At 72.2% G+C, this 19,167-nt stretch carries 22 protein-coding genes; 14 read left to right on the plus strand and 8 right to left on the minus strand.

Annotated features, from left to right (window positions below):
• Positions 1-76: 76 nt before the first annotated feature.
• The 3 genes from ACFZAU_RS38945 to ACFZAU_RS38955 are packed head-to-tail and all read left to right on the plus strand — an operon-like array spanning position 77 to position 2,633.
• The gene (locus ACFZAU_RS38945) at positions 77-925 is read left to right on the plus strand and encodes a sterol desaturase family protein (protein ID WP_500556139.1); all 849 of its coding nucleotides are present in this window, start codon (positions 77-79) and stop codon (positions 923-925) included.
• A complete protein-coding gene (locus tag ACFZAU_RS38950; protein ID WP_500556140.1) occupies positions 922-1,605 on the plus strand; it encodes a lysoplasmalogenase family protein in 684 nt (227 codons plus the stop codon). Before ACFZAU_RS38945 ends, ACFZAU_RS38950 begins: the two co-directional genes overlap by 4 nt.
• Positions 1,590-2,633, plus strand: a complete 1,044-nt coding sequence (locus ACFZAU_RS38955) for a zinc-dependent alcohol dehydrogenase family protein (protein WP_499606227.1) — start codon at positions 1,590-1,592, stop codon at positions 2,631-2,633. Before ACFZAU_RS38950 ends, ACFZAU_RS38955 begins: the two co-directional genes overlap by 16 nt.
• 83 nt (positions 2,634-2,716) lie before the next feature.
• Here ACFZAU_RS38955 and ACFZAU_RS38960 read toward each other — a convergent pair whose 3' ends face one another.
• Complete coding sequence (locus ACFZAU_RS38960) at positions 2,717-4,249, minus strand: S8 family peptidase (RefSeq protein ID WP_500556141.1); 1,533 nt, start codon at positions 4,247-4,249, stop codon at positions 2,717-2,719.
• Positions 4,250-4,551: 302 nt separating this feature from the next.
• Here ACFZAU_RS38960 and ACFZAU_RS38965 point away from each other — a divergent pair, with 302 nt between their 5' ends.
• From ACFZAU_RS38965 to moaA, 3 genes are all read left to right on the plus strand, one after another.
• Positions 4,552-4,950, plus strand: a complete 399-nt coding sequence (locus tag ACFZAU_RS38965; RefSeq protein ID WP_500556142.1) for a DUF485 domain-containing protein — start codon at positions 4,552-4,554, stop codon at positions 4,948-4,950.
• The gene (locus ACFZAU_RS38970) at positions 4,947-6,584 is read left to right on the plus strand and encodes a monocarboxylic acid transporter (RefSeq protein ID WP_499606230.1); all 1,638 of its coding nucleotides are present in this window, start codon (positions 4,947-4,949) and stop codon (positions 6,582-6,584) included. Before ACFZAU_RS38965 ends, ACFZAU_RS38970 begins: the two co-directional genes overlap by 4 nt.
• A 92-nt stretch (positions 6,585-6,676) precedes the next feature.
• On the plus strand, positions 6,677-7,666 hold the full coding sequence (gene moaA, locus ACFZAU_RS38975) for a GTP 3',8-cyclase MoaA (RefSeq protein WP_500556143.1): 990 nt from the start codon (positions 6,677-6,679) through the stop codon (positions 7,664-7,666).
• Here moaA and ACFZAU_RS38980 read toward each other — a convergent pair.
• Together ACFZAU_RS38980 and ACFZAU_RS38985 are read right to left on the minus strand one after the other, a co-directional pair.
• Positions 7,649-7,882, minus strand: coding sequence for a hypothetical protein (locus ACFZAU_RS38980; protein WP_500463652.1), 234 nt, complete (start codon positions 7,880-7,882; stop codon positions 7,649-7,651). The two genes, moaA and ACFZAU_RS38980, sit on opposite strands and share 18 nt — an antisense overlap.
• A gap of 182 nt (positions 7,883-8,064) precedes the next feature.
• Positions 8,065-8,436: a DUF3099 domain-containing protein gene (locus ACFZAU_RS38985; RefSeq protein WP_500556159.1), complete on the minus strand. Its 372-nt coding sequence runs from the start codon at positions 8,434-8,436 to the stop codon at positions 8,065-8,067.
• 178 nt (positions 8,437-8,614) lie between these two features.
• Here ACFZAU_RS38985 and ACFZAU_RS38990 point away from each other — a divergent pair, with 178 nt between their 5' ends.
• Positions 8,615-8,896 (plus strand): GlsB/YeaQ/YmgE family stress response membrane protein, encoded by a 282-nt coding sequence (locus ACFZAU_RS38990; RefSeq protein WP_499606235.1) that lies wholly within the window; start codon positions 8,615-8,617, stop codon positions 8,894-8,896.
• A gap of 34 nt (positions 8,897-8,930) precedes the next feature.
• Here the strand turns inward: ACFZAU_RS38990 and ACFZAU_RS38995 are convergent, their stop codons facing one another.
• Genes ACFZAU_RS38995 through ACFZAU_RS39005 form a run of 3 tightly spaced genes read right to left on the minus strand, consistent with a single transcriptional unit; the run spans position 8,931 to position 12,414 of the window.
• Entirely contained in the window at positions 8,931-9,482 is a 552-nt protein-coding gene (locus ACFZAU_RS38995) for an RNA 2'-phosphotransferase (protein WP_500556144.1), read from the minus strand.
• Positions 9,483-9,502: 20 nt separating this feature from the next.
• The gene (locus ACFZAU_RS39000) at positions 9,503-10,894 is read right to left on the minus strand and encodes a metallopeptidase TldD-related protein (protein WP_500556145.1); all 1,392 of its coding nucleotides are present in this window, start codon (positions 10,892-10,894) and stop codon (positions 9,503-9,505) included.
• Positions 10,891-12,414: a TldD/PmbA family protein gene (locus ACFZAU_RS39005; RefSeq protein ID WP_500556146.1), complete on the minus strand. Its 1,524-nt coding sequence runs from the start codon at positions 12,412-12,414 to the stop codon at positions 10,891-10,893. Before ACFZAU_RS39005 ends, ACFZAU_RS39000 begins: the two co-directional genes overlap by 4 nt.
• 194 nt (positions 12,415-12,608) lie before the next feature.
• Here ACFZAU_RS39005 and fabG point away from each other — a divergent pair, with 194 nt between their 5' ends.
• From fabG to ACFZAU_RS39020, 3 genes are all read left to right on the plus strand, one after another.
• On the plus strand, positions 12,609-13,313 hold the full coding sequence (gene fabG / locus ACFZAU_RS39010) for a 3-oxoacyl-[acyl-carrier-protein] reductase (protein WP_500463657.1): 705 nt from the start codon (positions 12,609-12,611) through the stop codon (positions 13,311-13,313).
• A 4-nt stretch (positions 13,314-13,317) separates the two neighbouring features.
• Positions 13,318-14,085: an enoyl-ACP reductase FabI gene (gene fabI / locus ACFZAU_RS39015; protein ID WP_499606241.1), complete on the plus strand. Its 768-nt coding sequence runs from the start codon at positions 13,318-13,320 to the stop codon at positions 14,083-14,085.
• 185 nt (positions 14,086-14,270) lie between these two features.
• Positions 14,271-14,594, plus strand: a complete 324-nt coding sequence (locus ACFZAU_RS39020) for a hypothetical protein (protein WP_500556147.1) — start codon at positions 14,271-14,273, stop codon at positions 14,592-14,594.
• Here the strand turns inward: ACFZAU_RS39020 and ACFZAU_RS39025 are convergent.
• Positions 14,575-15,255, minus strand: a complete 681-nt coding sequence (locus ACFZAU_RS39025) for a FadR/GntR family transcriptional regulator (RefSeq protein WP_500463660.1) — start codon at positions 15,253-15,255, stop codon at positions 14,575-14,577. The genes ACFZAU_RS39020 and ACFZAU_RS39025 overlap by 20 nt on opposite strands.
• A gap of 43 nt (positions 15,256-15,298) precedes the next feature.
• Here ACFZAU_RS39025 and ACFZAU_RS39030 point away from each other — a divergent pair, with 43 nt between their 5' ends.
• The 4 genes from ACFZAU_RS39030 to ACFZAU_RS39045 all read left to right on the plus strand — a co-directional run bounded on the left by ACFZAU_RS39030 (position 15,299) and on the right by ACFZAU_RS39045 (position 17,768).
• Positions 15,299-16,573 carry a CynX/NimT family MFS transporter gene (locus ACFZAU_RS39030; protein WP_500556148.1) on the plus strand — a complete coding sequence of 425 codons (1,275 nt, stop codon included), beginning with the start codon at positions 15,299-15,301 and terminating at the stop codon, positions 16,571-16,573.
• 46 nt (positions 16,574-16,619) lie between these two features.
• Entirely contained in the window at positions 16,620-16,742 is a 123-nt protein-coding gene (locus tag ACFZAU_RS39035; protein ID WP_500556149.1) for an SGM_5486 family transporter-associated protein, read from the plus strand.
• 189 nt (positions 16,743-16,931) lie between these two features.
• On the plus strand, positions 16,932-17,174 hold the full coding sequence (locus tag ACFZAU_RS39040; protein WP_499606246.1) for a hypothetical protein: 243 nt from the start codon (positions 16,932-16,934) through the stop codon (positions 17,172-17,174).
• A gap of 72 nt (positions 17,175-17,246) precedes the next feature.
• Positions 17,247-17,768 carry a SixA phosphatase family protein gene (locus ACFZAU_RS39045; RefSeq protein ID WP_499606247.1) on the plus strand — a complete coding sequence of 174 codons (522 nt, stop codon included), beginning with the start codon at positions 17,247-17,249 and terminating at the stop codon, positions 17,766-17,768.
• 117 nt (positions 17,769-17,885) lie between these two features.
• On the opposite strand, the gene serB is transcribed toward ACFZAU_RS39045, so the two are convergent.
• Positions 17,886-19,127, minus strand: a complete 1,242-nt coding sequence (serB, locus tag ACFZAU_RS39050; protein ID WP_499606248.1) for a phosphoserine phosphatase SerB — start codon at positions 19,125-19,127, stop codon at positions 17,886-17,888.
• Positions 19,128-19,167 lie beyond the last annotated feature (40 nt).

The raw sequence follows: 19,167 nt of genomic DNA on the forward strand, positions 1-19,167 counted from the left end.
CCCGCCGGTACCCCCGGGTAGAACCGATCGGTAACGACCCCTGGCCGGGGCCGCCACGCGCCCTTAAGGTGCGCGCATGCCGCAACTCCCCGATGCCGTGATGTGGTCCATACCCGCGTTCGTGCTGCTCACCGTCCTGGAGCTGATCAGCTACCGGATCCATCCGGACGAGGACGCCGCCGGGTACACCGCCCAGGACACCGCGACGAGCCTGTCGATGGGACTCGGCAGCCTGTTCTTCGACTTCCTCTGGAAGATCCCGATCGTCGCGGTCTACACCGCCGTGTACGAGCTCACCCCGCTCCGGGTGCCCGTGCACTGGTGGACGATCCCGCTGATGCTGCCGGCGCAGGACTTCTTCTACTACTGGCAGCACCGCGGCCACCACGTGGTCCGCATCCTGTGGGCGAGCCACGTGGTGCACCACTCCAGCCGGAACTTCAACCTCTCCACCGCGCTGCGGCAGCCGTGGACCGGCATGACGTCGTGGGTGTTCTACCTGCCGATGATCGCCTGCGGGGTGCACCCGGCGGCACTGGCGTTCTGCTCCTCGCTCAACCTCGTCTACCAGTTCTGGATCCACACCGAGCGCGTCGACAGGCTGCCCCGCCCGGTCGAGTACGTCCTCAACACCCCCTCGCACCACCGCGTCCACCACGCCTCGCAGGGCGGCTACCTGGACCGCAACTTCGGCGGCATCCTGATCGTCTGGGACCGGCTGTTCGGGTCCTTCGCGGCGGAGGGGGAGCGTCCGGTCTTCGGCCTCACCAAGAACATCACCACGTTCAACCCGCTGCGGGTGGCCACCCACGAGTACGCCGCCATCGCCCGCGACGTCGCCGGCGCCCGCGGCTGGCGGGACCGCGCGGGCCACGTCCTGCGCGGCCCCGGCTGGAGTCCGCGGGGAGAGGAGCCGGCGGCGTGACGCGGGCGCGGGCCGCCCGCGCGGTCCTGGCCGTCTTCGCGGTGGCCGCCGCCGTGCACCTGGCCGCGCAGCTCGCGGGCTCCGTGACGGCCGACCACCTCACCAAGCCCGTCCTGGTGCCGCTGCTCGCGGCCTGCGCTGCGCTGCGCGGCGGCCCCCGGCTGCTGGTCGCGGCGTTGCTGTGCGGCTGGGCCGGGGACGTGCTGCTGCAGCTCGGCGGGGACACGTCCTTCCTCGCCGGGATGGTCGCCTTCGCGGCCGGGCACGTCTGTTACCTCACACTCCTCACCGCGCGCGGGGCCTTCGCCGACCGGCGGCGAGCGGCCGCGACGGCGGCCTGCTACGCGGTCGTCTGGCTCGCCGTGCTCCTCGTGGTGTGGTCCGGTCTGCCCTCCGGACTGCGGATCCCGGTCGCCGCGTACAGCCTGCTGTTGACGGCCACGGCGACCGCCGCGGCCGCGTCCGGCCGGCGGGCGGTCGCGCTGGGCGGGGCGCTCTTCCTGCTCTCGGACACCCTGCTCGCGACCCGGCTCGCCGACTTGCCGCAGCTGCCGGCGGCCGGCTTCTGGATCATGCTCACCTACCTCGGCGCGCAGTTCCTGCTCGCTACCGGCCGGTACGGTGGTACGACCCCATTCGCACCAGCAGCGAGGACGACCTCCGTATGCGCGCCACCGTGATCCACGCCCCCCACGACATCCGCGTGGAGGAGGTGCCGGACCCGGCGGTCCGGCAGCCCACCGACGCGGTGGTGCGCGTGGTGCTGGCCTGCGTCTGCGGCAGCGACCTGTGGGCGTACCGCGGTGAGTCGGCCCGGCAGCCGGGACAGCGCATCGGGCACGAGTTCCTGGGCGTCGTAGAGGAGACCGGCTCCGAGGTGTCCGGGCTGAAGCCGGGCGACCTGGTCGTCTCGCCCTTCGTGTGGTCCGACGGCACGTGCGCCTACTGCGCGGAGGGCCTGACGACCTCCTGCCCGGCCGGCGGCTTCTGGGGCCAGGTCGGCTCCGACGGCGGCCAGGGCGAGGCCGTACGCGTGCCGTTCGCGGACGCCACCTTGGTGCGGCTGCCCGCGGAGGCGCTGTCCGACGAGCGCCTGCTGGCCGGTCTGCTCACCCTTTCCGACGTGCTGGGCACCGGACATCACGCCGCGGTCGGCGCCGGTGTGCGGCCCGGCGCCACCGTCGCGGTGGTGGGCGACGGCGCGGTGGGCCTGTGCGGGGTGCTCGCCGCCCGGCGGCTCGGCGCGGAGCGGATCATCGCACTCGGCCGGCACGAGGACCGCACCGCCGTCGCCCGCGCCTTCGGGGCCACCGACGTCGTCGCCGAGCGCGGCGAGGCGGCCGTCGCGGCGGTCCGCGAACTGACCGGCGGCCACGGCGCCCACGCCGTCATCGAGGCCGTCGGCACCGAGCAGTCGATGCGTACCGCGGTCGCCGTCACCCGCGACGGCGGCGCCGTCGGCTACGTCGGCGTCCCGCACGGCAGCGGCACCGGCCTCGACCTGAGCGACATGTTCGACCGCAACGTCTCCCTGCGCGGCGGCGTCGCCCCGGTCCGCACCTACATCCCCGAACTGCTCCCCGACATCCTCGACGGGACGATCGACCCGTCCCCGGTCTTCGACCTCACCGTCGGCCTGGACGGAGTCCCGGGCGGCTACAAGGCGATGGACGAGCGGATCGCGCTGAAGGTCCTCGTCAGGGCCTGACCCGGTCCGGGACGGCGGAGCGCCCGGCGGGTATCCCGCCGGGCGCTCCCTTGTGCCGGGTACGACGCGTCACCCGCGAGGCGTCACCTGGTGACGGCGTCCAGGGCGTCGACGACGCCGTGGCCGTAGAAGCTGTTCACGTGCCGCCCGGTGGTGCAGGTGGCGTCCTGCACGCCGTTGCCGTCCGGGTCGTACAGTCCCGTCGGGCAACCCGGGTCGTCCGCCTGGGCCTTGAGCATCCACTGCAGCTGCTCCGGCGAGGCGTGCGGGTGGCGGCTCTTGATCAGCGCGGCGACGCCGGCCACGTGCGGGCTGGCCATCGACGTGCCCTGCAGGTAGCCGTAGGTGTTGCCGGGCAGGGTGGACAGGATGCGTCCGTTGGCCGAGGGCGTGGCGGGGATCTGGTAGCGGTCGCCGCCGGGGGCCGCGACGTCGACGACGCCCAGGCCGTAGCTGGAGTAGTACGACTTCAGCTTCTGCACGCCGGTCGCGGACACGGTGACGACGCCCGGCAGCTGGGTCGGGATGTCCCAGCAGACGTGCGGGTCGATCGTCCGGGTGACCGGGGTGGTGTCGTCGGGGCTCGTCGCGTCCACGATCGCGTCGGAGTCGAGGTCGTGGTTGGAGTTGCCCGCGGAGGCGACGTTCAGCACGCCCTTCTTGTGGGAGTACTGCGCGGCCCGGTTGACGGCGTCGACGATGGCCCGCTGGTCGGGGTCGCCGAAGCAGTTGTAGAGCCACGGGTCGATGTAGTAGCTGTTGTTGGTGATCTCGACGCCGTGGTCGGCGGCGAAGACGAAGGCGCAGACCACGCTCTCCGGGAAGAACAACTGGGTGACGGGGTCGGCCACCTTGATGGAGGCGACCTTCACACCCGGGGCGACGCCGGCCACGCCTATCCCGTTGCGCGCCGCGGCGATCTCACCCGCGACGTGCGTGCCGTGGTAGGCGTCCGGCGTGTACGGACGCCAGGCGCCCGGGCTGGTGTCGGCCTTGCCGCCCACGCAGTTGGCGGACTGTGCGGCCGAGAAGTTCGCGGTCAGGTCCGGGTGGGTGTCGTCCACGCCGGTGTCGATGACGGCGACGGTGACCTTGCGGCTGCCGGGGTTGATCCGGGCGGCCTTGTCGGCCCGGATGGCCGGCAGGTCCCACTGGTCCGGCTCCATCGGCTCCTGCCCGGCGGTGGCCGCGGCCTTCGCCCGCGCGGCGTCGGCGGCCGTGATCTCCTGCACCGCGCCCAGCTCCGTCGTCGACGCCGTGGACAGCGCGGCCGTACGGGTCGCCCCGGCCGTCTGCACACCGCGGACCTTGCGCATCTCGCTCGCGAACGCGGGGTTGGCCGAGTGGACGACGATCACGCCGATCCGGTCGTAGGTGGTGACGACGTCACCGCCGTTGCGGGACACGGCCCGCTCGACGGACTTGACGGTGCCCCGGTCGGTCCTGGTGTTGACCACGTACGACAGCGAGGGGCCGTCGTACACGGCACCGCCGCCGCCCGAGGCGGATCCGGCGGTGGCGGCCGAGGCGGCGTTCGGCAGGAAGGCGAGGGCACTCGCCACGGCGAATCCGATGGGTAGCGCGAAGGCGCGGCGCCGTCCGGGCAGTGGAGCCATGGGATCTCCAATCGTCCAAACACCCGTCCTGGCGGGCAGGGTTGCCCTTGGACGGGTACATGACGCTGGAAGCTATCGCCGCCGTCCACGCGCTATCAATGGATTGGTAAAGAAAGCTCAAGTTCCGGTTGCCGAAGAAGAACCAGTTTTCAACTACCGCCCTCTGTCGAAGGCCGTGGTCGCGCCTCTACCATGCGCGGGTCCGATCTTTACGTGACGTAGCTCACGTCGGCGCCGCATGCGCCGACGCGGGTCGCGTCGCCCGCTCGTGCCCGCTCAAGCTCCGCCCCACAGGAGGCATCGTGGACCCCGCACGACCTTCGGCAAGCTCCGGTCCGCCGTCTGCCGACTCGTACGCCGAGGTGCAGGCGAGCGCGGAGTTCGCCCAACTGCGCCGCTCCTACCGCTCGTTCGCGTTCCCGCTCACGTTCGCGTTCATCACCTGGTACCTGCTGTACGTCCTGCTGTCGAACTACGCCGGCGGCTTCATGGACACCAAGGTCGTGGGCCACATCAACGTCGCCCTCGTCTTCGGGCTCGCGCAGTTCGCCACCACCTTCGGCATCGCCGTCTGGTACTCCCGGCACGCGAACGCCAAGCTCGACTCCCGCGCGGACGCCCTCAAGGCGCGCCTGGAAGGCACTGGTTCCAGGGGCGCCGACGACACCGACGACACCGAGAGCACGGAGGCCACCGCATGACCGCGCTGCACACCACGGGAGTCCAGGTGGTCGCGGTCGGCGCGAGTGAGCACCGGCCGCTGATCATCACCCTGTTCTCGGTCTTCGTCGTCGCGACGCTCGGCATCACCGTCTGGGCGGGCCGCCAGACCAAGGACGCCACCGACTTCTACGCCGGCGGACGCTCCTTCAGCGGCTTCCAGAACGGCCTGGCGATCTCCGGCGACTACATGTCGGCCGCGTCCTTCCTCGGCATCGCCGGTTCCATCGCACTCGTCGGCTACGACGGCTTCCTCTACTCGATCGGCTTCCTCGTCGCCTGGCTGGTGGCGCTGCTGCTGGTCGCCGAACCGCTGCGCAACTCCGGCCGGTTCACCATGGCGGACGCCCTCGCCTTCCGGCTGCGGCAGCGCCCGGTGCGAACGGCCGCGGGCATCTCGACCATCGTTGTCAGCATCTTCTACCTGCTGGCCCAGATGGTGGGCGCGGGCGCGCTGGTGGCCCTGCTGCTCGGCATCACCGGCGAGGGACCGCGCCGTCTGATCGTCATACTCGTCGGCGTCGTCATGGTGCTGTACGTGACCATCGGCGGCATGAAGGGCACCACCTGGGTGCAGATGGTCAAGGCGGTGCTGCTGATCGGCGGGACCCTGCTGATCACCTTCCTGGTCTTCGCCAAGTTCAACTGGAACCTGTCCTCGCTGCTGGGCGCGGCCGCGGAGAAGAGCGGCAAGGGGGCGGCCTTCCTGGAGCCGGGGCTGAAGTACGGCGTCACGGCGACCTCGAAGATCGACTTCATCTCGCTGGGCCTGGCCCTCGTCCTCGGCACGGCCGGCCTGCCGCACATCCTGATCCGCTTCTACACCGTGCCCACCGCCCGGGCCGCCCGTACCTCGGTGAACTGGGCGATCGGCATCATCGGCTGCTTCTACCTGATGACGATCGCGCTGGGCTTCGGGGCCGCCGCCCTGCTCACCCCGGAGACGATCACCACCTCCAACGCGGCCGGCAACACCGCGGCCCCGCTGCTCGCCCAGGAGATCGGCGGCGGCGCGGACTCCACGGGCGGCGCGATCCTGCTCGCGGTGATCTCCGCGGTGGCCTTCGCCACCATCCTGGCGGTGGTCGCGGGACTCACCCTCGCCTCCTCGTCGTCCTTCGCGCACGACCTGTACGCCAACGTCATCCGCAAGGGCACGGCGAGCGAGAAGGAGGAGGTCGCGGCGGCGAAGATCGCCGCAATCGCCATCGGGGCCGTGGCGATCCTGCTCGGCATCTTCGCGGGCAAGCTCAACATCGCCTTCCTGGTCGCCCTGGCCTTCGCCGTCGCGGCCTCCGCGAACCTGCCGACGCTCCTCTACAGCCTGTTCTGGAAGCGCTTCAACACCACCGGCGCGCTGTGGAGCATCTACGGCGGTCTGATCACCTCCGTGTTCCTGGTGGTCTTCTCGCCCGTGGTCTCGGGCAAGGCGACCGCGATGTTCCCCGGCGTCGACTTCCACTGGTTCCCGCTGGAGAACCCCGGGATCATCTCCATCCCCGTCGGTTTCCTGCTCGGTGTGGTGGGCACGCTCCTGTCCAAGCCGGAGGAGGACGCCGACCGCAAGTACGCGGAGCTGGAGGTCCGGTCCCTCACCGGAGCCGGGGCGCATTAAACAGACTGTTGAACGTCAGTGCCGTCCCGTAGGCTGCGAAGTAACGGGACGGCACTGTCGTCCCACCACCGACCCGCACAGGGAGGCGCGCCGTGCTGATCGACACCTACGGCCGGATCGCGACCGACCTGCGGGTCTCGCTGACCGACCGGTGCAATCTGCGGTGCACCTACTGCATGCCCGAGGAGGGCCTGCAGTGGCTCGGCAAGCCCGACCTGCTCACCGACGACGAGATCGTCCGGCTGGTGGGGATCGCCGTCACCCTGCTCGGCGTCGAGGACGTCCGCTTCACCGGCGGCGAGCCGCTGCTGCGTCCCGGCCTCGTCGGCATCGTGCAGCGCTGCGCCGAGCTGGCGCCCCGCCCCAAGCTCTCCCTCACCACCAACGGCATAGGCCTCGCCCGGACCGCGGCGGCGCTGCGCGGGGCCGGGCTGGACCGGGTCAACGTCTCCCTGGACACCCTGCGTCCCGACGTCTTCCAGACCCTGACCCGCCGCAAGCGGCACGAGGACGTCGTCCGCGGCCTCGAGGCCGCCCACGCCGCGGGTCTGACCCCGGTCAAGGTCAACACCGTGCTGATGCGCGGCGTCAACGACGGCGAGGCCCCCGAGCTGCTGGCCTGGGCCCTGGAGCGCGGCTACGAGCTGCGCTTCATCGAGCAGATGCCGCTGGACGCCCAGCACGGCTGGCAGCGCAGCGACATGGTCACCGCCGAGGAGATCCTGGAGAGTCTGCGGACCCGCTTCACACTGACCCCCGAGCCCGACGGGGCCCGGGGACACGCCCCCGCCGAACGCTGGCTGGTGGACGGCGGCCCCGCCCGGGTCGGTGTGATCGCCTCCGTCACCCGGCCCTTCTGCCGGGCCTGTGACCGCACCCGCCTCACCGCCGACGGTCAGGTGCGCAACTGCCTGTTTGCGCGCGAGGAGACCGATCTGCGGGCCGCGCTGCGCTCCGGCGGCTCCGACGAGGAGGTCGCCGAGCTCTGGCGGAAGGCGATGTGGGGCAAGAAGGCCGGCTCCGGCCTCGACGACCCCACGTTCCTGCAGCCCGAGCGGCCCATGTCAGCCATCGGCGGCTGAGCTCTTCTCCCACTCCTCGAAGCGCACGACGTCCTTCAGGAAGCCGCGGACGCCCAGGAACGACGACAGGTGTTCGCGGTGCTCCTCGCACGCCAGCCAGGTCTTGCGGCGCTCGGGCGTGTGGATCTTCGGGTTGTTCCAGGCGAGCACCCACACGGCGGGGGCGCGGCAACCCTTGGCGGAGCAGATCGGCGATTCGTCGTTCACGAACCCCATCCAAACATGGCGACGCCGGGCAGCCACGGGGGGAGCCGCCCGGCGTCGGTCCGTCGCTCCGACGGGGGATGCGGAGCGCGTACGCAGTATGTCACGCACCATGGCCCGCAGTGCAGGGGATCCTCATGATTGATCTGAGGTTTTCCTGAGCTTCGGAGCGGGGGATGAACCGGTGCAAAGGTTCAGACCTGACCGGAACGCGGGCGTCCGTCGTCCTCCGGGATCCGCTCCGCCGGCAGGTGCGTCTCCCCGGTCCCGCCGGGGCCGAGCGCCGGCGGCGCCGGCGGCGCTACCCGCGCCGAGGGCAGCCCGGGCGCGTTTTCCCGGCCGGCGTTGGCGATGACGACCGCGACGTAGGGCATCACCAGGCCGAGGACCAGCGCGATCCAGGCCAGGGGCGCCGAGACGTGCCACAGCACGACCGCCAGGATGAAGGACACGGTGCGGACCGACATCGAGATGATGTAGCGCCGCTGCCTTCCGCGGACGTCCTCGGTGAGCCCCGCCGCGGTCCCGGTGATCCGGAAGACCTCGGTACCGCTCCGCTTCCGCATCACGTTCCACCACCTGCTCGAAACGCCGGAAGCCACCCGGTTCCGGCACGGTCCACGTTACGCCGCGGGTCTGTCACAGTGGAGACCGGGGAGGCCGCCCGTGTGTGACAGCACCCGCCGTACGGCGTATGGCCGCCTTCCGCATGCGTCGTACCCCGGCCGCACCGAGACTGGCCGCATGAACTGGTTCTGGGCGATCATCGTCGGCATCGTGCTCGGCTTCCTGGCGAAGCTGCTCCTGCCGGGGAAGCAGGACATCCCCTGGTGGCTCACCATCATCTGCGGCATCCTCGGCGCCTTCCTGGGCAACGCGGTCGCCGGATGGGTCGGGGTGCGGCACACCAGCGGCGTCGACTGGACCCGTCACGTGCTGCAGATCCTGGGCGCGATCCTCGTGGTCGCCGTGATCACACCGCTGTGGGCCTCGATCCGCGGCAGGCGCCGGCGGACGGCCACCTGACGGGGCGTCCGGCCTCCCGACGGAGGCGTGCGGCTCAGAGGACGTGCTGCCGCAGATGCGTCGGCGGCACCAGATCGGTGAGCCACACCCCGTTGGCGCTCACCCGGAAGACGTGACCTACGGCGGCCAGCCCCGCGGCGTCCACCTCCAGCACCACCGGACGGCCGTGCCGCGTACCGACGCGCACGGCCGTCTCGACGTCCGCGGAGAGGTGGACGTCCTGCCGGGACATCGGCTTGAGCCCCTCGCGCAGCACCACCGGCAGGGTGGTGCTCGCCGTGCCGTGGAAGAGGACGGCCGGCGGGTCCGCCGGGGACAGCCCGAGGTCGACCTCCACCGAGTGCCCCTGGCTGGCCCGGATCCGCCGCCCGTCCTCCGAGAAGGCGTAGCGCTTCTTGTTGTTGTTGGCCACGACGTGGTCGAGGTCGGCGCGCGAGAAGTGCCGGCCCGACCGGCGGGACGCGGCGATCAGCTCGTCCACGTCCACCCAGCCGGCCGGGTCGAGGGTGATCCCGATCGAGGCCGGGTCGTGCCGCAGCACCCGCGCCAGGAACTTCGAGACCTTGACCGTCTGCTTCTCGTTCATCGCCCCACCCGTCGTCCTGGTCAGACGCCCTGGCTGACCGAGCTCATGTTGAAGTCCGGGACCCGCATCGCCGGGAACGCGGCCCGGGTGAACCAGTCGCTCCACTCGCGCGGCAGCGTGCGCTCGGTGCGGCCCACCTCGGTGGCCCGGCCCAGCAGGTCGACCGGCGACTCGTTGAACCGGAAGTTGTTCACCACACCGGTCACCTCGCCGCCCTCCACCAGGTAGACCCCGTCCCGGGTCAGCCCGGTCAGCAGCAGCGTGGCCGGATCCACCTCGCGGATGTACCACAGGCAGGTCAGCAGCAGGCCGCGCTCGGTGTCCGCCACCATCTCCTCCAGCGACCGCTTGCCGCCGCCGTCCAGGACCAGGTTGCCCCCGGACGGCGCGAACGGCAGGCCCGTCAGCCCGGCGCTGTGCCGCGTGGTGGACAGCCGGTTGAGCACGCCTTCGCGCACCCAGTCGGTGGCCTCGACGGGCAGCCCGTTGTCGAAGACCGACGCGACGTCGCCCGAGGCGTGCGCGATGACGAACGGCGCCGACTCCAGACCCGGTTCGGCCGGGTCGCTGCGCAGCGTCAGCGGCAGCTCGGAGAGCTTCTCGCCGACCCGGGTGCCCCCGCCCGGGCGGCTGAAGACCGTACGGCCCTCCGCCGCGTCACGGGCCGCGGCGCTCCACTGCTGGTAGATCACCAGGTCCGCGACGGCGGACGGCGGCAGCAGCGTCTCGTACCGCCCGGCGGGCAGGTCGACCCGGCGCTCGGCCCAGGCCAGGCGCTGCGCGAGGTCGGCCTCGAGGGCGGCCGGGTCGACGTCGGTGAAGTCGCGGGTGGCGGCTCCCGCCCACGCCGAGCGGGACATGTCCTCGGACTTGGCGTTGAGTTCCAGGGTGCCGCTGGGCTGGTCGTGACGGAGCCGCAGCCCCGTGGACGTGCCCAGGTAGGTCGAGGTGACCGAGTGGTACGCGAAGCCGTACAGCCTCCGGCCGCCGGCCCGCGCCGCGGCGAAGGACTCGCCCAGGGCGGGCGCGAAGGCGGCGAACACCTCGGAGGAGGTCTCGGCCGGCGGCTCGGTGAAGGAGGCGCTCGCCGGCACCCCCTCGACCAGCGGCTGGGCGTCCTCGGCGGGACCGGCGGCGCGTGCGGCCGCCTCGGCGGCCCGTACCAGCGGCTCCAGTTCGTCCGCGGTGACCGCCGCACGGGACACCACGCCCGAGGCGGTGCCCTGCGAGCCGTCCACCGTCGCGACCACGGTCAGGCTGCGGCCGCGCGTCACGCCGTTGGTGGTCAGGGCGTTGCCCGCCCAGCGCAGGTTGGCCGAGGAGTCCTCGTCGGCGATGACCACGCAGCCGTCCGCGTGGGACAGTTCCAGGGCGCGCTCGACGATCTCGTGGGGCTTCGAAACGGAGCTCATCGACCGGCCTCCTGCGTGGTGTTGAGGATGTTGACGCCGCGGAAGAGCGCGGAGGGGCAGCCGTGCGAGACGGCGGCGACCTGGCCCGGCTGGGCCTTTCCGCAGTTGAAGGCACCGCCGAGGACGTAGGTCTGCGGCCCGCCGACGGCCTCCATGGAGCCCCAGAAGTCGGTGGTGGTGGCCTGGTAGGCGACGTCGCGCAGCTGCCCGGCCAGGCGGCCGTTCTCGATCCTGAAGAAGCGCTGACCGGTGAACTGAAAGTTGTAGCGCTGCATGTCGATCGACCAGGAGCGGTCGCCCACGACGTAGATGCCGCGCTCCACGCCGGAGATCAGCTCCTGCGTCGACGGCCCGTCCGGTGCCGGCTGCAGCGACACGTTCGCCATCCGCTGCACGGGGACGTGGCCGGGGGAGTCCGCGTAGGCGCAGCCGTTGGAGCGCTCGAAGCCGGTGAGCCGCGCGATCCTGCGGTCGAGCTGGTAGCCGACCAGGACGCCGTCCTTGACCAGGTCCCAGGACTGCCCGGCGACGCCTTCGTCGTCGTAGCCGACGGTCGCCAGGCCGTGCTCGGCGGTGCGGTCGCCGGTGACGTTCATGTGCGCGGAGCCGTACCGCAGCGTGCCCAGCTGGTCGAAGGTGGCGAAGGAGGTGCCGGCGTAGGCGGCCTCGTAGCCCAGCGCGCGGTCCAGCTCGGTGGCGTGGCCGATCGACTCGTGGATGGTGAGCCACAGGTTCGACGGGTCGACCACCAGGTCGTACGCCCCCGCCTGCACCGAGGGCGCCGCCATCTTCTCGGCGAGCAGCCCGGGGATCTCCGCGAGCTCCGCGTCCCAGTCCCAGCCGGTGCCGGTCAGGTACTCCCAGCCGCGGCCGGCCGGCGGCGCCAGCGTCCGCATCGAGTCGAACTCACCGGTCCGCGGGTCCACCGCGACGGCGGTCAGCTCCGGGTGCACCCGCACCCGCTGCTGGGTCGTGGTCGTCCCCGCGGTGTCCGCGTAGAACTTGTTCTCGTGGACGGTCATCAGGGAGGCGTCGACGTGCGACACGCCGTCGGCGGCCAGCAGCCGCCCGCTCCACTCGGACAGCAGACCCGTCTTGTCGGCATCGGGCACCTGGAAGGGGTCGACCTCGTACGAGGAGACCCACACCCGGTCCGAGTGGACCGGCTCGGCCGCCAGCTCCACCCGCTCGTCGGAGCCCGCCGCCGCGATCACCTTGGCCGACAGCTTCGCCATCGCCACGGCCTGCCCGGCCACGCGCGCCGCGGCGTCCATCGACAGGTCGACCCCGGAGGCGAAGCCCCACGCCCCGCCGTGCACCACGCGCACCGCGTAGCCGACGTCCGTGGTGTCCGACGAGCCGGAGGCCCTGCCGTCGCGCAGCCGCCACGAGGCGCCGCGCACCCGCTCGAAGCGGAAGTCGGCGTGCTCGGCGCCCAGCGCGCGGGCGCGTGCCAGTGCCGCGTCGGCGAGCGCCCTGAGCGGCAGCGCCAGGAATGACTGATCGACCTCGTGGGGCACGAGGGCCTCCCCTTCTGTCCAATCGTCAGTGTCTCCGCAGTGAATCATGCCGCTCCGACAATCCGCCCGCCTGCGGTTTTCTGTAGGGACTCGACAGCGACTCGCACATGCCCCTGTCGGGGGTCGATTCCCCGTACCGCGACGTAGGCAGATAGTTTTCTGGAGTACCAGACCTCTAGGGAAAGGGTGATCCGTTGAGCCGCTCGGTTCTCGTCACCGGAGGAAACCGGGGCATCGGCCTCGCCATCGCCCGAGCGTTCGCCGACGCGGGCGACAAGGTCGCCGTCACCTACCGCTCGGGCGAGCCCCCGGAGGGTTTCTTCGCCGTCAAGTGCGACATCACCGACGGTGAGCAGGTCGAGCAGGCCTTCAAGGAGATCGAGGCCCAGCAGGGCGCGGTCGAGGTGCTGGTGGCCAACGCCGGCGTCACCCGCGACCAGCTGCTGCTGCGGATGTCCGACGACGACTTCACGTCCGTCCTGGACACCAACCTGACCGGCACCTTCCGCGTGGTGAAGGGCGCGGTGCGGAAGATGCTGCGCGCCCGCAAGGGCCGCGTCGTGCTGATCTCCTCCGTGGTGGGCCTGACGGGCCAGGCGGGACAGGCGAACTACGCCGCGTCCAAGGCCGGCCTCGTCGGCTTCGCGCGCTCGCTGGCCCGTGAGCTCGGCTCGCGCAACATCACGGTCAACGTGGTCGCCCCCGGCTTCGTCGACACCGACATGACCCGCGTGCTCACCGACGAGCAGCGGGAGAGCATCGTCGGCCAGGTGCCGCTGGCCCGTTACGCGCAGCCCGAGGAGATCGCCGCCTCGGTCCGCTTCCTCGCCTCCGACGAGGCCGCATACATCACCGGAGCCGTCATTCCCGTCGACGGCGGATTGGGCATGGGTCACTGAGCACATGAGCGGAATCCTCGCTGGAAAGCGCATCCTCATCACCGGCGTGCTGATGGAGTCCTCCATCGCGTTCCACACCGCGAAGCTCGCCCAGGAGCAGGGTGCCGAGATCATCCTCACGGCGTTCCCGCGGCCCACGCTGACCGAGCGCATCGCCAAGAAGCTGCCCAGGCCGGTCAAGGTCATCGAGCTCGACGTCACCAACGACGAGCACCTCGGCAGGCTCGCCGACGTCGTCCGCGAGGAGCTGGGCGGGCTCGACGGCGTCGTGCACTCCATCGGCTTCGCGCCGCAGGACGCCCTCGGCGGCAACTTCCTCAACACGCCGTTCGAGTCCGTCGCCACCGCGATGCACGTCTCCGCGTACTCGCTGAAGTCGCTCACCATGGCCTGCCTGCCGCTGATGCAGGAGGGCGGCTCGGTCGTCGGCCTCACCTTCGACGCGCAGTTCGCCTGGCCCCAGTACGACTGGATGGGCCCGGCCAAGGCGGCGCTGGAGGCCACCTCCCGCTACATGGCGCGTGACCTGGGCAAGCAGAACATCCGCTGCAACCTGATCTCGGCCGGCCCGATCGGCTCCATGGCCGCCAAGTCCATCCCGGGCTTCGGTGAGCTGGCCGACGTCTGGAACCACCGTGCCCCGCTCGAGTGGGACCTCGCCGACCCCGAGCCGGCCGGCCGCGGCGTCGTGGCGCTGCTGAGCGACTGGTTCCCCAAGACGACGGGCGAGATCATCCACGTCGACGGCGGCCTGCACGCGGTGGGCGCCTGATCGTACGGGCCGCTCCGGCCCCTTCGCGTACGGCCCCGGTGCCGCCCTCGGACGGCGCCGGGGCCGTACGCGCGTTCGGGGCCGTGTCCCCCGTTCGGCCCAGCAGACCGGGTGGCCGGGCCCCGCGGGCCGGGAGGATGGCCGTGCGGGGGTGAGCCGGGGGTCAGCGGAGGGAGGTGTGCATCGTGCGTGCCTACGTGTGCGCCGCGGCGGCCGTCGCGGCGCTCGTCGCGGGCGTGGGCCCGGCGGCCGCGACGCCGGGGGCCGCGGCACGGCTGCCGGACGTCGCCCAGTGCCGGACCTCGGTACAGGGCAGCGAGGGCGTCGCCGTCTGCTTCAACCCCGACCCCGACCTGGACAGCGTCCAGCTGCACATCGAGTGCCGCCAGTGGTGGGACCCGGACGTCGACGGGGCGTCCGTCCCGGTCGGCCCCGCCGAGACCGTCACCCTCAGCGACCGCTGCTGGAAGGAGATCCAGGACGTCTGGGTCACCGGGCAGCTGGGCTGAAGCGGCAGCTGAAGGCGTGCGCGGAGGCCTCGCCCGAGGCCGCCTCCGGATCACCGGCCCGGATCGCCTCGACCAGCCGCGCGTGGTCCACGTACTGCTCGGGCCGCAGCTCCTCGCCGACGTCCGCGCGCAGGAAGGCGCGCAGCACCTCGCCGAGGTCGGCGTAGAGCTCGACGACGACGTCGTTGTGCGAGGCCGCCACGACCGACAGGTGCAGAGCCGCGTCGGCGTCGACGAAGGCCTCGGCCCGGCCCGACTCCCAGGCGCTCTCCCGCCGGGCCAGGGCGGCGTCCAGCTGCTTCAGGTCGCGCTCCGTGCGACGCCGCGCGGCGAGCGCCGCCGCTGACGCCTCCAGGGCGCTGCGCAGCTCGGCCACGTGCCGGGGGTCGGAGTCGGCGAAGCGGCGGTGCATCACCCCGGCCAGCTCGCTGGTGGCCAGCACATAGGTGCCGGATCCCTGCCTGATGTCGAGGAGCCCGTTGTGCGCGAGCGCCCGGACCGCCTCGCGGACGGTGTTGCGGGCCACCCCGAGCTGCTCGACCAGCTGGGTCTCGGTGGGGATCCGCGACCCCACCGGCCACTCACCGGAGGTGATCTGCGCGCGCAGTTGCGCGATCACCTGGTCGGCCAGGGCGGAGCGCCGGGGCGAGGTCAGGGGCATGGGCTCTCCTCAACATTCATCCCATCATTCTATGATGGTCGGCATGCGTGACGACGAAGCGACGCTCGACCCTGCCACGGAACGGGCCTCCGTGCCCGCACACCTGCCCAACAGCGTGCCCGGCACACGGCGCGCCCGGACGCTGGTAGCGGTCGCACTGGTGCTCGCGGCACTCAATCTGCGGCCCGCCATCACCAGCCTCGGCGCGCTCCTCGAGGAGGTGCGCGACGGCCTCGGGATGAGCGGCAGCGTCGCCGGCCTGCTCACCTCCGTCCCCGCGCTGTGCTTCGCCGTGTTCGGGGTGACCGCGCCCCGGCTGGCCCGCCGGCGCGGCCCCGGTGCCGTCGTCTGCGCGGGCCTGGTCGCCATCACCCTGGGGCTCTTCCTGCGGCCGTTCACCGGCGGCACGGTGCCCTTCCTCGCCGCCAGCGCCCTCGCCCTGGGCGGCATAGCCGTCGGCAACGTCCTGATGCCCGTCGTCGTCAAGCGCTGGTTCCCGGACCGCGTCGGCACCATGACGGGGCTCTACTCGATGGCCCTGTCCCTGGGCACCGCCGTCGCCGCCGCGGCGACCGTCCCGGCGACCCGTGCGCTCGGCGGCGACTGGCGGTTCGGCCTCGCGGCCTGGGGCGTGATCGCCGCGGTCGCCGTGGTGCCCTGGCTCGCCCTCGTCCGCGACCGGGCCCCCGCCGCCGCGGCCGTGCCGGCGGCCCCCGCCGGGGAGGGGCGGAACCGGACCGGCAGCATCGCCCGCAGCCGTACCGCCTGGGCGCTCGCCGTCTACTTCGGGCTCCAGGCCACGGGCGCGTACATCACCATGGGGTGGCTCCCGCAGATCTTCCGCGACGCCGGGGTCTCCGCCTCCACAGCCGGTGTGCTGCTCGCCGTCACCATGGTGATGGGCGTGCCGCTCTCCTTCGTGCTGCCCGCGCTCGCCGGCCGCATGCGGCACCAGGGCGGACTCGCCGTCGGCCTCGGCCTGTTCGGGATCGTCGGCTACGGCGGACTGTGGGCGGCCCCGGCCGGCGCGCCCTGGGTGTGGGCGGTGCTGCTGGGCATCTCCAACTGCTCGTTCCCGCTGGCCCTCACCATGATCGGGATGCGCTCCCGCACTGGCGGCGGCGTCGTGCGGCTCTCGGCCTTCGCGCAGTGCACCGGCTACCTGATCTCCATCCCCGGTCCGATCCTCGTCGGCACCCTCTACCAGCACACCGGCGGCTGGGACCTGCCGGTGGCCTTCATGCTCGCCCTGCTGGTGCCGCAGATCGCCGCGGGCGTCGTCGCCGGCCGTGACCGCGCCGTGGAGGACGAACTCTGACCACCCGGGTACGCGGGGGCCGCGGGTGGATGCGAGACTGGGCGGCATGCCCGTGCTCGAGCCGAACCCCCCGCAGCCGCAGAAGAAGTTCCTGATCATCTTCGGTCTCATGATGGCCGTGCCCGCACTCGTCGCGGTGATCGCCGTCATCGGCGCGAAGTTCGGCTGACCCGCGCCCCGCAGACCCGCACCCGCCACCCCGAGAGCGGGGGTAGGGACAACCCCACCTCCCCTAGGGGGCCAGGGTCAGGGTCAAGTGGGTGGGCCACCCGATGGGCCCGGCAGCCGCCCTTCCGTAGCGTCGTGGTGCAAGGTCGGACGACGTTCCGGCACCGCGGCCGACCCACGGAGGCGACACGTGTCCACGCAGGCTGTTCCCTCGCGTACCCGGCGGACCCGCGCCGCCCGCCCGGCGGCCGGACGCGGCACGCAGACGCGCCTGCCGTGGTGGGCGCTCGCCCTGCCCGCGCTCGCCTTCGCCGCGCTGCTCGCCCTGGTCGCGGGCCCGGGGGCGGCGGAGGCCTCGGCTGCGGAGCCCGTCGGACAGCTCCTGCACACGGTCGGCGAAGGGCTCCCGGGGCTGCTGCAGTACCTGCTGTGACCCTCCTGCGGCGAAGCGTGATCCGTCCCGCAGCCCGCGCCTGACGGCCGGATTTCTGGAAAGCTGAGGGTCATGAGCGCAGCTGCATCGCCCCGCCGGATCGTCCTGCTCCGGCACGCCAAAGCCGACTGGCCCGACGTCCCCGACCACGAGCGACCGCTGGCGGAACGGGGACGCAAGGAGGCCCCCGTCGCCGGCCGCAGGCTCGCCGAACTGGGGATCCCGTTCGACCTCACCCTCTGCTCCTCGGCCACGCGCACCCGCGAGACGTGGAAGCTGGCCGCCCACGAACTCCCGCACCGCCCCCGCACCGTCTACGAGGAGCGTCTGTACGACGCCACCCTCGGTGACCTGATCGCCCTGCTCGACGAGACCCCCGAGGACGTCGACGACGTGCTGCTGGTGGGCCACAACCCGGCCATCCACGCGCTCGCCGACGCGCTCGCGGGGGAGAGCGACGGGGACGCCCGCGCGCGGATGAACCGCACCGGCTTCCCGACGGCGGCCATCGCCGTGATCACCTTCTCGGGCCCGTGGAAGACGGTCGAGCACGGCGTCGGCCGCCTCGTCGACTTCTGGTCGCCGCACGACTGAGCCGCATCCCGGCCGCGGTCCGGCGGCGCCGCGGGGCCCGGGACGGCACGGCGAGGGCCCCGGAGCCGGTGCTCCGGGGCCCTCGCCGTGCTCGTGGGGTGCCCGTGGGTGCGCCGGTCAGTCCCCGGCGGCGGAGCCGTCGTCGGCGTCGGCCGCCTCGACCTCCTCGCGCGTGATGCCCAGCAGGTAGAGCACGGTGTCCAGGAACGGCACGTTGACGGCGGCGTCCGCGGCCCGGCGCACCACCGGCTTGGCGTTGAAGGCGACCCCGAGGCCCGCCGCGTTGAGCATGTCCAGGTCGTTGGCGCCGTCGCCGATGGCGACGGTCTGGCTGAGCGGCACCCCGGCCTCCGCCGCGAAGCGCCGCAGCAGCCGGGCCTTGCCCGCCCGGTCCACGATCTCGCCGGTCACCCGCCCGGTGAGCCTGCCGTCCACGATCTCCAGGGTGTTGGCGGCGGCGAAGTCCAGCCCCAGCCGCTCCTTGAGGTCGTCGGTGACCTGCGTGAAGCCCCCGGAGACCACGCCCACCTGGTAACCCATCCGCTTGAGCGTACGGATCAGCGTGCGCGCCCCGGCCGTCAGCCGCACCTCCTGGCGGACCTTGTCCACCACCGACTCGTCCAGCCCCTCGAGCAGGGCGACCCGCGCGTGCAGGGACTGCTCGAAGTCCAGCTCGCCGCGCATCGCCGCGGCCGTGACCTCGGCCACCTGGTCCTCGCAGCCCGCGTGCGCCGCGAAGAGCTCGATCACCTCGTCCTGGATGACGGTGGAGTCCACGTCCATGACCACCAGGCGCTGCGCCCGGCGGTGCAGGCCCGCCGACACCACGGCCACGTCGACGCCGCGCTCGTGGGCCTCCAGGGCCAGCGCCGGGCGCAGCGTGTCGGTGGCGACGCCGGAGACGGCGAACTCCACCGCCGTCACCGGGTACTTCGCGAGCCGGAAGATACGGTCGATGTTGCCGCCCGCGCCGGTGATCCTGGCCGCTATGGCCGCCGTGGACTCCGCCGTCAGCGGGTGCCCCAGCACCGTCACATGGGAGCGGCCCTCACCGCGCGGCCGGTTGTCACCGATGCCGGAGATGATCTCGGCCTGCAGGCGCATCGACTCCGCCCACGCGTGCACCGTCGCACGCAGCTCGCCCTCCATGGGACGGCCGGCGGGGGCGGGTACCAGGGCGCAGAGCACGATGCGTCCCCGGGTGACGACCTGCTCGATGTCGATGACGTTCACCTGGAAGCGGGCCAGCGTCTCGAAGAGCCCGGCGGTGATCCCCGGCCGGTCCTTACCGAAGATCTTGACCAGCAGAGTCGGCACATTGGCGGCGGTGGCAGCGGTCGCCTGCGATGCGTCGTTCATGGTGCCTCCACCGTATCGGGCACCGTGCCGGGGACGGACA

The sequence above is a fragment of the Streptomyces sp. NPDC008238 genome, from assembly GCF_042956445.1.
Lineage (GTDB): Bacteria > Actinomycetota > Actinomycetes > Streptomycetales > Streptomycetaceae > Actinacidiphila.

Bases quoted from the DNA above. Each gene is read 5' to 3' on its own strand.
- ACFZAU_RS39030 (WP_500556148.1), top strand. From the start codon at position 15,299: ATGCGTGACGACGAAGCGACGCTCGACCCTGCCACGGAACGGGCCTCC.
- ACFZAU_RS39000 (WP_500556145.1), bottom strand. From the start codon at position 10,894: ATGAGCTCCGTTTCGAAGCCCCACGAGATCGTCGAGCGCGCCCTGGAA.
- ACFZAU_RS39025 (WP_500463660.1), bottom strand. From the start codon at position 15,255: ATGCCCCTGACCTCGCCCCGGCGCTCCGCCCTGGCCGACCAGGTGATC.
- ACFZAU_RS38960 (WP_500556141.1), bottom strand. From the start codon at position 4,249: ATGGCTCCACTGCCCGGACGGCGCCGCGCCTTCGCGCTACCCATCGGA.
- ACFZAU_RS39045 (WP_499606247.1), top strand. From the start codon at position 17,247: ATGAGCGCAGCTGCATCGCCCCGCCGGATCGTCCTGCTCCGGCACGCC.
- fabI (WP_499606241.1), top strand. From the start codon at position 13,318: ATGAGCGGAATCCTCGCTGGAAAGCGCATCCTCATCACCGGCGTGCTG.
- ACFZAU_RS38955 (WP_499606227.1), top strand. From the start codon at position 1,590: ATGCGCGCCACCGTGATCCACGCCCCCCACGACATCCGCGTGGAGGAG.
- ACFZAU_RS38970 (WP_499606230.1), top strand. From the start codon at position 4,947: ATGACCGCGCTGCACACCACGGGAGTCCAGGTGGTCGCGGTCGGCGCG.
- ACFZAU_RS38985 (WP_500556159.1), bottom strand. From the start codon at position 8,436: ATGCGGAAGCGGAGCGGTACCGAGGTCTTCCGGATCACCGGGACCGCG.
- ACFZAU_RS38990 (WP_499606235.1), top strand. From the start codon at position 8,615: ATGAACTGGTTCTGGGCGATCATCGTCGGCATCGTGCTCGGCTTCCTG.
- ACFZAU_RS39035 (WP_500556149.1), top strand. From the start codon at position 16,620: ATGCCCGTGCTCGAGCCGAACCCCCCGCAGCCGCAGAAGAAGTTCCTG.
- serB (WP_499606248.1), bottom strand. From the start codon at position 19,127: ATGAACGACGCATCGCAGGCGACCGCTGCCACCGCCGCCAATGTGCCG.
- ACFZAU_RS38995 (WP_500556144.1), bottom strand. From the start codon at position 9,482: ATGAACGAGAAGCAGACGGTCAAGGTCTCGAAGTTCCTGGCGCGGGTG.
- ACFZAU_RS38980 (WP_500463652.1), bottom strand. From the start codon at position 7,882: ATGGGGTTCGTGAACGACGAATCGCCGATCTGCTCCGCCAAGGGTTGC.
- ACFZAU_RS38945 (WP_500556139.1), top strand. From the start codon at position 77: ATGCCGCAACTCCCCGATGCCGTGATGTGGTCCATACCCGCGTTCGTG.